At 46.3% G+C, this 16,480-nt stretch carries 13 protein-coding genes; 10 read left to right on the forward strand and 3 right to left on the reverse strand.

The window, feature by feature from the left end; genetic code table 11:
* Positions 1 to 55: 55 nt before the first annotated feature.
* Entirely contained in the window at positions 56 to 1,057 is a 1,002-nt protein-coding gene (locus BKB51_RS20140; protein ID WP_085902921.1) for an Ldh family oxidoreductase, read from the reverse strand.
* 39 nt (positions 1,058 to 1,096) lie between these two features.
* Positions 1,097 to 2,035: a LysR family transcriptional regulator gene (locus BKB51_RS20145; RefSeq protein WP_085902922.1), complete on the reverse strand. Its 939-nt coding sequence runs from the start codon at positions 2,033 to 2,035 to the stop codon at positions 1,097 to 1,099.
* Between the two features lie 163 nt (positions 2,036 to 2,198).
* On the opposite strand from BKB51_RS20145, the gene BKB51_RS20150 reads away from it, so the two are divergent.
* The 6 genes from BKB51_RS20150 to BKB51_RS20175 all read left to right on the forward strand — a co-directional run bounded on the left by BKB51_RS20150 (position 2,199) and on the right by BKB51_RS20175 (position 9,915).
* Positions 2,199 to 3,647: an aldehyde dehydrogenase family protein gene (locus tag BKB51_RS20150; protein ID WP_085902923.1), complete on the forward strand. Its 1,449-nt coding sequence runs from the start codon at positions 2,199 to 2,201 to the stop codon at positions 3,645 to 3,647.
* 53 nt (positions 3,648 to 3,700) lie between these two features.
* On the forward strand, positions 3,701 to 4,696 hold the full coding sequence (locus BKB51_RS20155) for a membrane dipeptidase (RefSeq protein ID WP_085902924.1): 996 nt from the start codon (positions 3,701 to 3,703) through the stop codon (positions 4,694 to 4,696).
* Positions 4,697 to 4,808: 112 nt separating this feature from the next.
* On the forward strand, positions 4,809 to 6,368 hold the full coding sequence (locus BKB51_RS20160; protein ID WP_085902925.1) for a BCCT family transporter: 1,560 nt from the start codon (positions 4,809 to 4,811) through the stop codon (positions 6,366 to 6,368).
* A gap of 70 nt (positions 6,369 to 6,438) precedes the next feature.
* Entirely contained in the window at positions 6,439 to 8,148 is a 1,710-nt protein-coding gene (locus BKB51_RS20165; RefSeq protein WP_198946824.1) for a hypothetical protein, read from the forward strand.
* On the forward strand, positions 8,148 to 8,855 hold the full coding sequence (locus tag BKB51_RS20170) for a DUF3726 domain-containing protein (RefSeq protein ID WP_085902926.1): 708 nt from the start codon (positions 8,148 to 8,150) through the stop codon (positions 8,853 to 8,855). The genes BKB51_RS20165 and BKB51_RS20170 overlap by 1 nt, the downstream gene beginning before the upstream one ends.
* Before the next feature lie 46 nt (positions 8,856 to 8,901).
* Positions 8,902 to 9,915, forward strand: a complete 1,014-nt coding sequence (locus BKB51_RS20175) for an Ldh family oxidoreductase (protein WP_085902927.1) — start codon at positions 8,902 to 8,904, stop codon at positions 9,913 to 9,915.
* Between the two features lie 123 nt (positions 9,916 to 10,038).
* On the opposite strand, the gene BKB51_RS20180 is transcribed toward BKB51_RS20175, so the two are convergent.
* Complete coding sequence (locus tag BKB51_RS20180; protein WP_085902928.1) at positions 10,039 to 11,019, reverse strand: GlxA family transcriptional regulator; 981 nt, start codon at positions 11,017 to 11,019, stop codon at positions 10,039 to 10,041.
* 87 nt (positions 11,020 to 11,106) lie between these two features.
* Between BKB51_RS20180 and BKB51_RS20185 the strand changes: the two genes are divergently transcribed.
* The 4 genes from BKB51_RS20185 to BKB51_RS20200 are packed head-to-tail and all read left to right on the forward strand — an operon-like array spanning position 11,107 to position 16,208.
* Complete coding sequence (locus BKB51_RS20185) at positions 11,107 to 12,372, forward strand: sarcosine oxidase subunit beta family protein (protein ID WP_085902929.1); 1,266 nt, start codon at positions 11,107 to 11,109, stop codon at positions 12,370 to 12,372.
* Positions 12,373 to 12,383: 11 nt separating this feature from the next.
* Positions 12,384 to 12,689, forward strand: coding sequence for a sarcosine oxidase subunit delta (locus tag BKB51_RS20190; protein WP_085902930.1), 306 nt, complete (start codon positions 12,384 to 12,386; stop codon positions 12,687 to 12,689).
* Positions 12,686 to 15,637 carry a sarcosine oxidase subunit alpha family protein gene (locus BKB51_RS20195; protein WP_085902931.1) on the forward strand — a complete coding sequence of 984 codons (2,952 nt, stop codon included), beginning with the start codon at positions 12,686 to 12,688 and terminating at the stop codon, positions 15,635 to 15,637. The genes BKB51_RS20190 and BKB51_RS20195 overlap by 4 nt, the downstream gene beginning before the upstream one ends.
* Positions 15,630 to 16,208: a sarcosine oxidase subunit gamma gene (locus tag BKB51_RS20200; protein ID WP_158090296.1), complete on the forward strand. Its 579-nt coding sequence runs from the start codon at positions 15,630 to 15,632 to the stop codon at positions 16,206 to 16,208. The genes BKB51_RS20195 and BKB51_RS20200 overlap by 8 nt, the downstream gene beginning before the upstream one ends.
* The last annotated feature ends 272 nt before the right edge of the window (positions 16,209 to 16,480 follow it).

Raw genomic sequence — 16,480 nt, forward strand, 5'->3', positions numbered from 1 at the left:
GGAAATACAGCAACTATTCAACAGGATAAGGTAGTTCTGGATACAATTAATTATACTACGTTGATAAACTTCTTAATTGCTCAACAAGTGAAACTTCGATTGATAGGCCATGCTTTTTTGCGTGATTGTAATTTTTTGATTTGATTTTTCCTGGCAAACGAGAACCTTCCTGGCTTTCAATTGACGAACATAAATCATCAATAACAGTTAAAAAATTTGGATTAAATGTCATTGGATTGATTGCTATAACGCATTGACCTGTTTGAGAAGGGCCACCTTTATCACCAAAATACGGGCTTGCCTGAGAGCTTAATTGAGCGCCACTCAGTGCTGCGCTAAGGACTTCGACCATTAATGCAATCCCAAATCCTTTATATCCCCCGCTAGGCAGCATAGATCCTGCAAGTCCGTCTGAAGGATTGACTGTTGGTTTTCCATTAGAGTCAAGGGCCCAGCCTTCTTCGAGTTGATGGCCACTATCTCTACGAAGAATTAGTTCTGTCATAGCTACAGCACTGGTGCTTTGATCGATAACAATTTTGGGCGTAGATACTCCGGGAACAGCCATCGCAATTGGATTTGTACCCAATATAGGTGTTTTACCACCGAGTGGCGCCATAACAGCTGGACAGTTAGCAAAACCTAATCCAATCAAACCATTTTGGGCTAACGGTAAAAGAAAATGGGACAGAGCCAAGCAGTTAGTTGAATTTTTTACAGTCATTGCAGCAATCCCAGAGCTAAGGGCCGCTTCTTGTAAATGTGGTAATCCAAGTTCGATTGCTGGGTGAGCTAGTCCATCCGATGCATCAACGGTAATTGCTGCTGAGGCTTTAATATCTATACTTGGTTTTGCTTTCCCCTTAATTTTTCCAACTTTTAGTTGTTCACATAAAAGGGGGGTATAAAGTAACCCACAAATGTAATTTCCTTCGCTCTCAGCCCGAACAATAGCCTTTGCGACTGAATACGCAGCATCATTTCCTGCACCAAAATTGATCAGGGCATCTTGCGCAAGTTTTTCCAGTACATTGATTGATAGAATGTTTTCAGACATAGGTTTTGTACCCAAGTTATTTAGTGGAACGATATGAAATTATTCGCAAGATGGAACGTCCAGTTTCGTAAAGTTTCCCCCCATGTTGTGTTCGATCTCAGCGATGCGGGTATGTATTTTCTCGGTCAGAGAAAGAGCGGCGGGAGATAGAAGTGTACCATTACGTTGGAAGAGGCCGACCGTTCGCCGTAACTTTTCATCTGTGAACGGAATGAAGTTTAGAGAAGTGTCTGTTTCTGGAACCAGTAGTCTGGGAAGTACCGTGACGCCTGCACCAGCTTTTACCAATGCTAAGACAGATGTCACGTTATGCACTGTAATACGGCTACTCTCCTGATTTTCCAATATCTCGGGAAGAGTGATTGATTGCGTTATACTGTTCAGTAGTAACTTTTTGTTTTTTAAAAATGATCCCAGTTTTTTTGAGTTGATGTTTTTATTCGGAAGAGGTGGTGCATCCTCGGCACTACTCACAAGGCCAAGGCTATCCTCGAATAGGGGAGTGAACTCAATACCAGGTAGGTTTTTTGCCAAACTTGCGACGCCAAATTGAACACGCCCGCTATGAACTGCGTTGATAACACTGCGTGAATCAGCATCTCGAATTTCAATTTCTACTTTAGGCCACTGGGCGTGGAACGCTTTGATCACCTGTGGTAAAATATGCTCTGCAACAGATGGAACACAGGCAAGAGAAATATACCCGATTTCATTTTTCGCGTAAGCTCTGATCGCGGAAAAAACTTCGTCACATTGATCGGTTAAATTACGGGCCTGTTCCAATGCAAAAATACCGGTTGGGGTTAAGTTACCTTTACGCTCACCAGAAAAAAGTTGGGCATCAAACTCTATTTCAAGCTGCTTAAGGGCCATAGAAACGGCTGATGGTGTTCTACCCAACTGTTTTGCGGCTTCCATCAAGGAACCGTTTTCTGCAACAGAAACAAAGGTTTTGAGCATGGCAAGGGTGATCGCCATTGTTATTTTCCTTTATTCAATAAAATTGAAGTTTTCCTAAATTATTTGAATTTGACGAAAGTTGCAAATTTTGCGGAAATGTATCCAAGATTTTTTAGCTAGGCCTCTTTCGACTGTATTGATTTGAAATGCCCGCTGTGTTGATTGAAATGAGAAGGTAATCATGTCCAATTTTTCCAATTATATCGCTGGTGAATGGGTTGCCGCTGATGACTACATCAAAAACATAAACCCATCCGATCTGTCAGACGTTATTGGTCAGTATGCGCAAGCAAGCAGTGCACAACTTGATACTGCGTTGGATGCTGCCAGGCAGGCACAAAAAGTTTGGGCCGCTACTGGGCTGGAAAAACGCTATAGCGTTTTGATGTCAATTGGCGAAGAAATGAAAAGTCGTGCTGCCGAACTGGGGGAGCTGCTTTCTCGTGAAGAAGGCAAGCCACTTGCTGAGGGTAAGGGAGAGATCTTCCGCGCCGGGCAGTTCTTTACCTACTATGCGGCTGAAGTGCTTCGTCAAATGGGTGACACGGCTGATTCTGTACGCGACGGTATTGAAATTGATGTGCGCCGCGAAGCAATTGGTGTTGTTGCTATCATTTCCCCTTGGAACTTCCCAACAGCGACTGCGACGTGGAAAATTGCCCCGGCATTGGCATATGGTAACGCGGTCGTATGGAAGCCTGCGAACCTGACCCCGGCAAGCGCCTGGGCATTGGCAGAAATCTTTTCTCGTCATGATCTGCCAAAAGGACTTTTCAACCTGGTAATGGGGGGCGGTTCTTCCATTGGTCAGCGCCTTGTGGAAAGTGCTGGTGTAGATGCTATTTCATTCACAGGTTCTGTTGATGTTGGTCGCGGTATTGCGGCCTCTGCGATGGCAAACATGACGAAAGTTCAGATGGAGATGGGGTCCAAGAACCCATTGGTGGTTATGGATGATGCTGATCTTGATCTGGCAGTTTCTTGTGCTGTTGGCGGTGCCTTTGGCGGTACAGGTCAGAAGTGTACAGCTTCGTCTCGTTTGATTGTTCATGAAAAAATCCACGATGCATTTGTAGAAAAAGCAAGCGCGGCGACAAAAGCTATGAAAGTCGGACATGCTTTGACCGATGGTGTTCAGCTTGGCCCGGTTGTTAGCGAAACACAGCTTAATTCCAATCTTGCCTACATGAAGTTGGCAAAAGAAGAAGGGTGTGAGTTGGTCTGTGGTGGTGATCGTCTGGAGATGGCAACCGAGGGTTATTTCATGTCTCCGGCTTTGTTCATCAACGGTGACAATTCCATGAAAATCAACCGTGAAGAAATGTTTGCGCCGATTGCCTGTGTTATTAAGGTTAGGTCTTATGATGAGGCGTTAAGTGTCTCTAATGATACTGGTTTTGGTTTGACGTCAGGTATTATTACGAACTCACTCGCTCGTGCAAATCACTATCGTCGCAACAGCCGTACAGGCTGTGTCATGATCAACCTGCCAACTGCGGGCACAGACTACCACGTACCTTTCGGTGGTCGGGGTGATTCAAGTTATGGTCCTCGAGAGCAAGGTTCTTACGCCGCTGAGTTCTATACTCAGGTCAAAACGTCCTACATCAGCTCTGGTTCCCCAGAGTAATCGGCCCCGGAATAATAGGGCCAGAATAATAGAACTGAGTAGGAGATATAGGCATGAGCGACAAAAAATCATATGTGATTGACTGTCTTCAATACTGTAATTGGTCAGAAAAGACTTTTGCCCAAATGCGTGAAGGTGGTGTTGATGCCGTTCATGCCACGATCTGTTATCACGAGATGTTTCGGGAAACTGTAACCAATGTTGAACAGTGGAACCGTTTTTTCGAGCAACATGATAGTTTGATTATTCATGGTCGCACGGCGGATGATATTCGCCGTGCCCGTGAAAGTGATCGCACAGCGATTTTCTTTGGGTTTCAAAACTGTTCCCCGATTGAAGATGATATTGGACTTGTCGAAATCTGCCACACACTTGGCGCCCGCTTTATGCAACTGTCCTATAACAATCAATCTTTGTTGGCGACAGGATGTTACGAAGTCGAAGATCCTGGAATTACCCGGATGGGCAAGCAAGTGATCAAGGAAATGAACCGTGTTGGCCTAGTGGTTGATATGTCTCATTCTGCAGAACGTTCTACGCTTGAGGCCATTGAGATTTCAGAACGTCCGATTGCAATTACCCATGCCAATCCAAGTTTTTGGCATCCAGCATTGCGTAATAAATCTGATACCGTTTTGAAAGCATTGGCACAATCTGGCGGTATGGTCGGGTTTTCACTCTATCCTCATCACCTTAAAGGGAAAAGTGACTGCACACTTGAAGATTTCTGTAAGATGATTGCAAAAACCGCCGAAATGATCGGCGTTGAAAGTATCGGTATCGGGAGTGATCTTTGTCAGGATCAGCCGGACTCTATTGTCGAATGGATGCGTGTTGGCCGATGGACCAAGACAATCGATTATGGAGAGGGCTCAGCGTCCAACCCCGGTTTTCCTGAAATGCCAGACTGGTTCAGAGATAACAGAGATTTTCCAAACCTTGCGGCAGGATTGCGGGATGTTGGATTTTCACAAGAAGAAACAGCACAAATTATGGGTATGAACTGGTTTTCATTCTACGAAAACTCTTTTGGCCCACAAAAGCCTTAAGAGGCAACAGGTCTAATATTTGACCATTAATACAGTGGGGAGGGGATCACCAATGGGAACAACATTGGAACTCTTCGTGCTGCTTGATTATGATACTTAGGGAGTAACTTAGATGGCGTATACGTCAACAACTGGAGACAGTATTCTCAAAGGGGTGAATGTTCCCCTTTTTGCTGTTACCGGCGGCTTTATTGCGGCGTTTTGCGGCTTGGCACTGATTGATATTGATTTACTGAAAGAATTGGTCAACGCGGGTTTTGGCTGGTCTGTTCAGATTTTTGGTGCCTATTGGCAAGTATTGCTTTTGCTAACGTTTGTTATTGGTCTTTTTATGGCCTTTAGTGGGCGTGGTTCTGTTGTTCTTGGGAAACTGGATAAGCCAGAGTTTACCGTTTTCCAATGGGGTGCCATGATTATGTGCACCTTGCTAGCTGGTGGCGGTGTTTTCTGGGCCGCGGGCGAGCCAATGGCACACTTTCTTTCCCCACCACCTCTTTTCGGCGTTGAGGCGAAAACTCCTGAAGCAGCATACCCTGCACTGGCACAGGCCTTTATGCACTGGGGCTTCTTGGCATGGGCAATTCTTGGTGCGCTGACCACTGTCGTCTTAATGTACTATCATTACGAAAAGGGTTTGCCACTTGCCCCGCGTACCTTGCTTTATCCGGTTTTTAAAGAACGTGCTCTAAAAGGTCCAATAGGCCTTATTGCTGATGCATCATGTATCATCGCCGTTGTTGCTGGAACTGTTGGTCCAATTGGTTTCCTTGGTTTGCAGGTTAGTTATGGTCTCCAGGATCTCTTTGGCCTTTCAGATGGCTTTGCCTCTCAAGCTGTTGTTATTGCGGTGTTGGTTGGTATTTACACGGCTTCTGCAGTTACAGGTGTAAACAAGGGTATTCAAATTCTCAGCCGATTTAATGTTGTCTTGGCATGTGGATTGTTGATCTTCATGTTTTTGTTTGGCCCGACAGCCTTTATAGTTGATAGTTTTGTACACAGCTTCGGCGTTTATGTTGACAAGTTTATCCCGATGGCAATGTTCCGTGCTGAAAGTGGATGGCTTGGTTGGTGGACTGTTTTCTTCTGGGGCTGGTTCCTGGGGTATGGTCCGTTGATGGCGATGTTTATTGCCCGTGTGTCCCGTGGGCGGTCAATTCGTCAGATCGTAATCATGCTGTCAATCATTGCACCAATCGTGACCTGTTTCTGGTTTACCATCGTGGGTGGTTCAGGCATTGCGTTCGAGCTAGCTAATCCAGGTTCTGTCTCTTCAGCGTTCGAAGGCTTTAATCTGCCGGCTGCATTGTTGGCAATTACCAAACAGCTTCCAGCCGGGTTCTTGATCTCTGTTCTGTTCCTTATTCTGACAACTGTTTTTGTCGCCACGACAGGTGATTCCATGACCTATTGTATCTCGGTTGCTATGTCAGATAGCGATACACCAAGTACACCCGTTCGTGTGTTCTGGGGTATTGCAATGGGCGTTATGGCGATCATTTTGATCTCGCTGGGGTCAGGGGGCGTTAGTGCGCTGCAATCCTTTATTGTTGTGACTGCAGTCCCTGTTTCATTGGTGCTATTGCCATCCTTATGGGCTGCACCGCAAATAGCGGGTATGTTGGAAAAGCGTGATCGGGAAAGTACAACGCCGATTGCTGCAGAGGCCTAAGCTGTTTTTGTCATGAATTCAGGGGAGAAAATTTTCTTCCCTGAATAACTCGAGTTCATTGGAGGTTTGTGTGACTACGCAACTACATAGCACAAATTCAATTTCACTCCGACCGCCTCAACAGGTCATGAAACTGGATCGTTTGGGCTCTTTCCATCAAACGAGATTGAGCTTTATGCGCGCAGTAATGCGTCGTTTAAAGCGTGATAACTGGACCTTCGAATGTCCTGTCTGGCGCATAAATGAGCAGGGTGAAGGTGTTGTCGTCTATGTGGCAAAGGGGCCTGAACGCAGCTATAGCATGGTTTGTTTTGCCCATGATCTTGATCCTGCAAAACGGTCTGATCGTGTCATTGCCGAAGCGTGGGATACGACCTTTGCTCTTTATGACGGTGTCATTGGTGAAAACGATATCGAGCGTCTGTCACGGAATGTCCCCAAACAGGAAGCCGGACGGTGTTTGGAGAGCGAGCTTGTTCTCTCTCGGGCAAATAAAAGCGTTCGTTTGTTTGAATATGTCGTCAGCGAACTTGCTGCGGGCAGACAGCCAGATCAAGCCGAATTGAATAAAGTTGGTTATCTGATGCGTACAACCGCCGTTTATGGGAACGGCAAGCTTGGTATGGCGGATCGAGACCGAATTGCTAACCGTTCAGAAATGTTGGGTCCGTTCCGTGCTGAAATGCTGGCGGTTTGGCTCATTAGGAATTTTGTATCTGATTATGTTGAACAAATGGCCGCCTATCGGTCACCAGAAACCGCTGTAAAGTTGGAACCAGAAATTCGACGTAGCCTGGGGGTTGGTAATTCAACAGGCCTGGGGATGGCGCCATTTTTGGTCAATCACCCGATACTATTACACAGCTGGATACATGCACGTGAAAGTGCGCTGGCTCGTATCCGTGCCTTACCCTCCATGACAGCTGCGGCAAGAAACCACTATGAAGTGTATCTTGAAAGTGCTCATTTATCCCTCGACCGTTGGTTTACAGTCGATGAACGGCAAGCCGAACGCGTAGCCGTTCTTCGGCGTGACCTGGAAAAGCTGAACGCTCTATCGCTGGATACATTTGTTGATGATGATCTGCCATGGGATAAGCTTTATCGTTGGGGTGAAACAAAACTATCTTTGGAAGGGCAAGAACTACTTGTTAGTTTACTACTTGAACCACATGCCGAGATTGTCGATGCCTATGCATCTGTGATGTATGCAGAAGAAAACGATAACTTCCGAATTAATGGCTCTCAAAGTGTTGCTGATCTTCTGGTCGCACTGGAAGAACACTATAGCTGGGCTTTGTCCGTGGACTATGACAAGCACCCAAATTCTGTTTTCTTCTGGTATGTATCGGAAGAAAAGCTGGAACCAAGGTTGGGGTCCAGAGGCGAAGAACCTGGGGATAATCTGGAACAACCGCTATCGATTGGGCGGGATGCTGCTCGCCTATACAAAGATTTACTGAATGCACAAACAGATCAGAAGATTGGTACTTTCCTGATTGATTATCCGGAACACCGTCTGATTGCACGAAGAGTACAGTTAACCCAACGCTATCCTTATGCTGAAATTCAGGACAACCTGATCGGGGAAGATTTGCTACCTGTTGATCTCTTGCGCTGCAAATTGTCTTTCTTTGGTGCGACACGCTTTGATCCACGTTCTGATCGTTGGGTACGTATTACTATGTTCCAAAATGCTCCCTATCCGCACGAGTTAGCAACTATGGATGAAGATAACTGGGCCTATCCTATGGATATTCGTGAAGAGGGGAGTTTGTGATGGAACGCTATTCCTTGAATGAAATCGAAGCTTCTGCACGCAAGGCCGCGCGTGGAGCTGGTATGTCCTGGGGCTTGGCCGAAGAAGCGGGGAAAGCGACACGTTGGTTGGCAGCACGTGGTTTGCCAAACGTTTGCTTGCTACTTTCTTTGCTAAAGATCAACGATGGCAAAGTTTATAGTGAGTTGAGACCTCAATCCTTGGACCTAGATATCTGGAACACGCCAAACGGGCCCCTGTGCCCTGTGATCAGTGGCAGCGCGTTGAATGATTTCGCTGATCGTCTATTGGATGGTCATGAGATCGTTCTGGAATCAGTTACATCACCGACATTGATACTTCCCATATTGGGGCGTGCAGCAAAAGCTATTGGTAAAGGGTTCTCTGTGTCCTGGTTTTCAGGTTCTGGGGAAGCAGTAAAAATTATTATTGCCCCTGATGTTCTTTACTTGGAACAAGGCAGAGTTGAAGACCTCGGAATTGAGCAGGCTGAGCGAGTTACTGTCACGGGTATACTTTCCGACCTATCAAATCTGAGAGCAGAGAAATCGGGGACTGGGACAATCATCGAACGTGTTGTTCAGGGTGTCCCCCTGAGTTCAGAAAATTGGACTGATTTGCAGTTCTTTGCTGCAAGAACCTATGTCCCGGCTACAGAAGAGTCTCGTCTTAAAGGGGCGGGCGCGGGCCTTAGCGACAACGATTAAGTTTTAAAACGACAAATATTAAACAATAAAAATAAAGGTAAAACACATGGTTGAAACTGTAACGATGAGTGTATCCGAGATTGAAGCTTTTGCACTTAAGGCTTTGATTGCTGCAGGAACAACAGAAGCCAATGCAGCTTCTTTGGCGCGTTCAGTTGCGGCCACGGAACAAGATGGCATTGCTTCTCATGGTTTGGCCTATGTTCCAACCTATTGCTTGCACGTTGAGTGTGGCAAGGTAGATGGTGCTGCTGTTCCTGAATTGGATGTTGTTCGCCCAGGTTTGGCGATTGCTGATGCAAAAACAGGTTTTGCTCATCCAGCAATTGATCTCGGATTTGATTGGCTGCTCAAAGCTGCGCGTGAGCAGGGGATTGCTGCGCTAGGATTACGTAACTCCTATAACTGCGGTATTCTTGGGTATCACACAGATCGTCTGGCATCATACGGCCTTCTGGGCATAGGGTTTACCAATGCACCTGCTTCTGTCGCACCTGTTGGTGGAAAAAAAGCTGTTGTTGGTACCAACCCTTTCTCTATTGCCGTACCAGGTGCCGCGGGCGAAACACGTATCCTGATTGATCAGAGTGCTTCTGTGATCGCTAAAAGTGAAGTGATGAAACATGCCCGTGAAGGCAAAGCTATTCCTGAAGGATGGGCACTGGGACCAGATGGTGAACCAACGACAGATCCAGATGTTGCCCTAAAGGGGACCATGATCCCGAGTGGTAGCTATAAAGGTTTTGGTACAGCCTTGATGGTAGAATTAATGGCTGCTGCTATGACAGGGGCGACCCTTGGTATTGATGCGAGCCCATTTTCCGGCCCTGTCGGAGGACCACCAAAAACGGGACAGTTCTTTATTGCTATTGATCCAGAACTTTCTTCAGGTGGTGCATTCTCACAACGCGTAGATCATTTGATCGAAGCAATTGTTGGTCAGGATGGGGCACGATTGCACGGCGCTGAACGTTTTGAAGCGAGAGTCGGTGCAGATAAAAATGGTGTTGCCGTAAATGCTGCAATTGTTGAAAAGGTTAAGGAATGGGCTGATCGTTAAAGTTAAAGTTTTAAATGCATTATCTTTTGTAGTGTATTGAATACGTGTGATTAAAGGGAATGTTTTCAGTTATGAGATCATTCCCTTTAATGTTAAAGCCAAGTTCTGTTCAGTATGAAATTATCATATCTTTGGTCGTGTATCCTGCCTGTGCGAGGAGGGAGGCGAACCGTATTTTTCTTGAAAGGCTTTAGAAAAATGTGCAGAGCTGGAAAAGCCTGTTGCAAGTGCAATTTCTGTCAATGAGAGTACTGTTTGTTCAATAAGATTATAAGCCTTTTCCAATCGTAAGTTTCGATAAACAGACATCGTGCTCTGTCCGATTTTATCGATGAAAACCCTGTTTAATTGACGGGAACTTATTGATGATAATAAGGCGAGTTGTTTTAAGCTCAAAGGATCTGCAATATGGTTTTCCATAATTTCGAGCGTTTGAATGATAGCGGGGTGATGTGTGCCAAAGCGTTCTATCATTCCAGATCGCTGAGGATCGCCTGACGGTCTGACATCGGTATGAATGAACCAGTCACTGACTTTTCTGGCAAATTCCGGTCCGTGAATTTCACATTGTAACGCATGCATCATATCCAGTGGGGCAACGCCACCTGCGCAAGTGAGACGATCTCGGTCCATGATGTAAAGGCTTCGTTCAAGTAATAGTGTAGGGGTGTTTTCCGAGAGCGCTGCGGCATGTTCCCAATGCACGGTCATCCTGTATCCCTTCATTACACCTGCATTGGCGAGGATAACAGGGCCACCGGAAACCCCGCCCAACCGTACCCCATGCCGTGCTTTGTTACGTAACCATTGGAATATTTGTTCATCGTCAAAGCTGGATGGATCTCCACCAGCAACAACGAGGATAAGATCATAATCACGATTGTCTGATATAGCCCCCGTTGCATGGATCACAGCACCACTTGAACTTATGACTTCTTGTCTGTTTTCTATGGCAATGTGATCAACCTTATAGAGGTGTTTTTTACCAAGAAGGTTGGCAGCACGTAAGGGTTCTATGACTGATGAGTAGGACATCAAGGCAAAACCATCGATTAGCAAGATGCCAATTTTATATGTTTTTTCAGGTAAAAGATGGTTGTCCATATTTTATAAGTAAACGTCTTTTTTGTGAAATCTGAATCTTTATATCACTGTTCTAGTAGAAAAAGGCAACATAATTGAGAATATGTGATGAAACACCGAGGCACAAAATACTCTGGCTTTAAAGTTATAAAAGAAGCGTTGACCGGACATAAAGGCTGGAAACCTGTCTGGCGTACTCCAAGACCAAAAAGCGAGTATGATGTGATCATTGTCGGTGGCGGTGGTCACGGCTTGGCAACAGCCTATTACCTAGCCAAAGAATTTGGCATCACAAACGTTGCTGTTCTTGAGAAAGGTTGGATAGGTTCGGGAAATGTTGGGCGTAATACAACGATTGTGCGGTCCAATTATCTTTTGCCGGGGAATGAGCCTTTTTACGAGTTTTCCATGAAGCTATGGGAAAACCTTGAACAGGATTTCAATTACAATGCCATGGTGTCTCAACGTGGAATTTTAAATCTTTTCCATAACGATGCTGGTCGGGATGCCTATGCACGTCGCGGGAATGCGATGATCCTTGCCGGAGCTGATGCTGTATTGTTGGATCAGGACGGTGTTCGGGAAATGTATCCTTGTCTTGACTTTGAAAATGCGCGCTTCCCGATCAAAGGTGGTCTATTGCAACCTCGTGGTGGCACCGTTCGACATGATGCTGTTGCCTGGGGCTATGCGCGTGGTGCGGATAACCGGGGTGTTGATATCATCCAGAACTGTGAAGTAACAGGCATGGTGATTGAAAACGGTATTTGTCGCGGTGTTGAAACCAGTCAGGGAATAATTAAAGCCAAGAAAATTGCGGTTTGTGTTGCCGGATCATCCAGTCGCGTAATGTCCATGGCCGGAATGCGGCTTCCAATTGAAAGTCACGTTTTGCAGGCTTTTGTCTCAGAGGGTTTAAAACCGATATTGCCCGGGGTCGTGACTTTTGGTGCCGGGCATTTTTATGTTTCACAATCAGACAAAGGCGGTTTGGTTTTTGGTGGTGATATTGATGGCTACAACAGCTATGCCCAACGCGGGAATTTACCGGTTGTTGAAGACGTCTGTGAAGGGGGTATGGCCTTGATGCCAATGATTGGTCGCGCCCGCTTGCTGCGCATGTGGGGTGGTGTGATGGATATGTCCATGGATGGATCACCCTTTATCGATAAAACACATATTGATGGCCTCTATTTTAATGGTGGCTGGTGTTACGGTGGTTTCAAGGCAACGCCAGCAAGTGGTTGGTGCTATGCCCACCTCTTGGCAAAAGATGAGCCACATCCTGTGGCGACGGAATATCGACTGGATCGTTTCAAACGCGGAGCGATGATTGATGAAAAGGGCATGGGTGCCCAACCGAACTTGCATTAGGAGCACAGAAAATGATCATTCATCATCCTCTTCTGGGGCCTCGTGATGCTTCAGAATTTGTTTACAAAGGTGATGCATCCCTTATCGACCGACCTGACTGGAAAGCCGATAATGCGGCTGACCTGTTTCACGATTATCTCTATCTGCGCGATAATCCCGCAGGGGAACACTGCGAGCTTTGGTATCATGAACAGGGGGATCGTTCTTGGTTGGTTGTAACCCGAAATACCCTGACCCATGATATTACCAATGTAGAGCTGGCCCGCGATGTCGCGCTTGCCAAACAGGCAAAAAAATCAGGCCGAGGTGAAAAATGAGCCAGATAAACAGAATTGATAGTGGGTTAATAGACCGCGCACAAAAGCTCAATTTTACCTTCAATGGTCAGGCACTTGAAGGCTTTGCCGGGGATACATTGGCTTCCGCTCTTTTGGCGAATGGTCATAAAATGGTTGGCCGGTCGTTTAAGTATCATAGGCCCCGTGGCATTTTCTCCGCAGGATCTGAAGAACCAAATGCATTGGTACAGCTCCGTGCCGGGGCTTATCAGGAACCGAATACCCGTGCGACAGTTACCGAGCTATTCCAAGGGTTAGAGGCTACAAGTCAGAACCATCGTGGATCGTTGAAGTATGACTTTATGGCTGTGAATGATCTCTTTTCATCATTCTTGTCTGCCGGATTTTATTATAAAACCTTCATGTGGCCGAAAGCTTTCTGGGAAAAGTTTTATGAGCCTGTTATCCGGGCTGCGGCGGGGCTAGGTCGTTTATCCGGTGAAGATGACCCGGATATTTATGACAAAGGCTTTTTACATTGCGATGTCCTTGTTGTTGGTGCTGGGCCTTCTGGTTTGTCTGCAGCACTCTCTGCTGGCCGGGCAGGGGCGCGTGTTATCCTGATGGATGAAGATTTCCGTATGGGCGGACGTCTTAATGCGGAAACCTTGTCGGTAAATGATCAGAGCGGTCATGAATGGGCAACACAGGCAATTGCCGAGTTGTCGGCGATGGATAACGTTCGCTTTATGACGCGTACAACAGCCTATGGCGCTTATGATCATGGTGTGATCGGTGCCTTGGAACGTGTCACGGATCACTTGATATCTTCTCATAATAAACCGCGTCAAATCCTGTGGCGAATTTATACGAAACGCACTATCTTGTGTGCTGGATCTACAGAGCGTCCAATTGCCTTTGGTAACAATGATCGGCCAGGCATTATGCTTGCTGGGGCTGTTCGGGCTTATGTTAATCGTTGGGGCGCGCTTCCGGGCAAAAAAGTAGCTGTCTTCACCAACAATGACGATGGTTGGCGGACCGCAACAGACTTGGCTGCCAAAGGTGTTGAAATTACAGCCGTCATTGATAGTCGTGATGGACAACCACCTGTTGATGTACCAAAGGGTGCTGCTGTGGTTATGGGCGGTCGTATCGTCGATACTCAGGGAAGACATTGTATCCGTTCAATTACGCTATCAAATGGCCAGAAAATTTCGGCAGATTGCCTTGCTGTTTCTGGAGGATGGAGTCCGAATGTACAGCTGACCTGTCATCAGCGTGGTCGTCCGACGTGGCGGGAAGATATTGCTGCTTTTGTACCCGGTGTTGAATTGCCTCAGGGAATGATGGTTGCGGGGGCTGCGTCTGGTAACCTGTCACTGTCATCTGTTTTGCAGGATGGGCATTATCTGGGCAATAAGGCAGTAAAAGACCTTGGCTTTAACCCGACAAAAGAAATTGCTGCCAAATCAGAAGAAGAGACTGTTGGAATATCCGCTTTTTGGCATGTGAAAGAGAGCAAGGCACGGGCTTGGCTGGATTTACAGAATGATGTGACGGTAAAAGACGTCAAGCTATCGCACCAGGAAGGCTTCCATTCCGTAGAGCATCTTAAGCGCTACACGACACTTGGCATGGCAACTGATCAGGGGAAAACCGCCAATATTCCAGCTTTGGCGGTTATGGCTGAATGTACAGGTAAGTCGATCCCTGAAACAGGCACAACAATTTTCCGTCCTCCCTATACGCCAGTGGCAATTGGCGCCTTGGCAGGACGTGCCAGAGGAAAAGACTTTCGTCCTTCAAGATTAACACCTAGTCATGCTTGGGCTGAAGAGCAGGGGGCTGTTTTTGTTGAAGCTGGAATGTGGTATCGCGCACAGTGGTTCCCGAAATCAGGTGAATCCCATTGGCGGCAATCGGTTGATCGTGAAGTCACTCAAACCAGAGCCTCTGTTGGTATTTGCGATGTTACGACGCTTGGAAAGATTGATATCCAGGGCAAAGACGCTGCTGAGTTTCTGAACAAGGTTTATGCGAATGCGTTTGCCAAATTACCTGTTGGCAAGGTCCGTTATGGCATCATGTTACGCGAAGACGGCATCATGATGGATGATGGAACATCGGCGCGTTTTGCAGACAATCACTTTGTTATGACAACGACAACAGCCAATGCTGTTGGCGTGTTCAGGCATATGGAATTTTGTCGCCAGTGCTTATGGCCGGAAATGGATGTACATCTGATTTCAAGCACGGAACAGTATGCACAGTTTGCTGTGGCAGGACCAAATGCCCGTAAGCTGTTACAGAAAGTTGTCGATAGCGATCACGATATTTCCAACGAGGCTTTTCCCTTTATGGCTTGTGGTGAAATTAGGGTTTGCGGCGGCATTCCAGCACGCTTGTTCAGAATATCGTTCTCAGGTGAGTTGGCCTATGAAATAGCTGTGCCGACCCGATATGGAGATTCTTTGGTGCGTATCTTAATGGCGGCGGGCGAAGAGTTTGATGTAACGCCCTATGGTACCGAGGCTCTTGGTGTCATGCGTATTGAAAAAGGCCATGCAGCGGGGAATGAACTTAATGGTCAGACAACAGCGCAAGATCTGGGTATGGGGCGTATGGTTTCCAAGAAAAAAGATTGTATTGGTAATACGCTTTCTGAACGTGAAAGCCTTAATAAAGAAGATGGCTTAAGCCTTGTTGGGTTCCGCCCTGTTAACCGAAGTGATGAACTCAAAGCCGGTGCACATTTCATTGCAAAAGGTAAAACAGCCAATATGGCAAATGATGAGGGGTGGATGTCCTCGGTTGCCTATTCTCCGAACCTGGGACATTCCATTGGCCTTGGCTTTATAAAACAGGGAAGTGAACGTATGGGAGAAATCGTACGTGCAACAGATCCTCTTCGTGGGGGTGAGATCGAAGTCGAAATTGTTTCCGCACACTTTATTGATCCAGAGGGGGAGCGTCTCCGTGCCTGATTACACACTTACTGCCAATTCGCCTTTGGATGGATTTAGCCGAGATTTCGTGGGCGTTTCTATTAACGAAGTCAATGATCGCGCTATAGTGTCACTTGCTGTTCCCAAAGATGGAGGAAAGGAACTGACCAAAGCACTGGCAAGCTCTTATCAAATTGAGTTGCCAAAAACAGGGATGTTATCTGTTTCATCTCGGGATCATGCCGTCCTCTTCAGCATGGCACAGGATCAATATTTCCTTGTATTTTATTATGCAGGAAATACTGCAACTTCAGTCGTATACAGTCATTTGAATGAAGCTGCTTACTTGACGGATCAGTCGGATAGTTATGTCATAGTGCGGGTATCAGGAACCGACAGTCGGCGTTTGTTAGAGCGTATTTGCCCTCTGGATATCCATCCATCCGTTTTCCCGATAGGCTCTGTTGCGAGAACCGTTATGGAGCATTTGGGCACAACAATCATACATGACGCAGAAGATAGTTTTCTTCTGTTATCTGCCCGTTCTTCAGCTCGTTCGTTTCTGGAAGCAATCGAAACATCGGCTGTAAATATTGAACCTGTTATCTAGATATCTTTTCCAGGCATCGGACTTCTTTATGCTCAATCCAGTCTGAGACAAGTTGGTCAAAAGCAAGGAAATGATCGAATTTTAAGTGTGCGTCAAATGCAAGGACATCTGTGTAACACTCATAAAGGAAGATGCTTAAAGAGACTTCAGCAAAACTCTGACCTTTTTATATTTTGATTGATTTAGTATTTTTTGTGACCCGTCCTGAAATACGTTGACGTTTTTTTAGGTTATAGCCAGCTGCATTTTGCAGCTGGCTTTTTTATGCACTT

This window comes from Kiloniella majae (assembly GCF_002118315.1).
Taxonomy (GTDB): domain Bacteria; phylum Pseudomonadota; class Alphaproteobacteria; order Kiloniellales; family Kiloniellaceae; genus Kiloniella; species Kiloniella majae.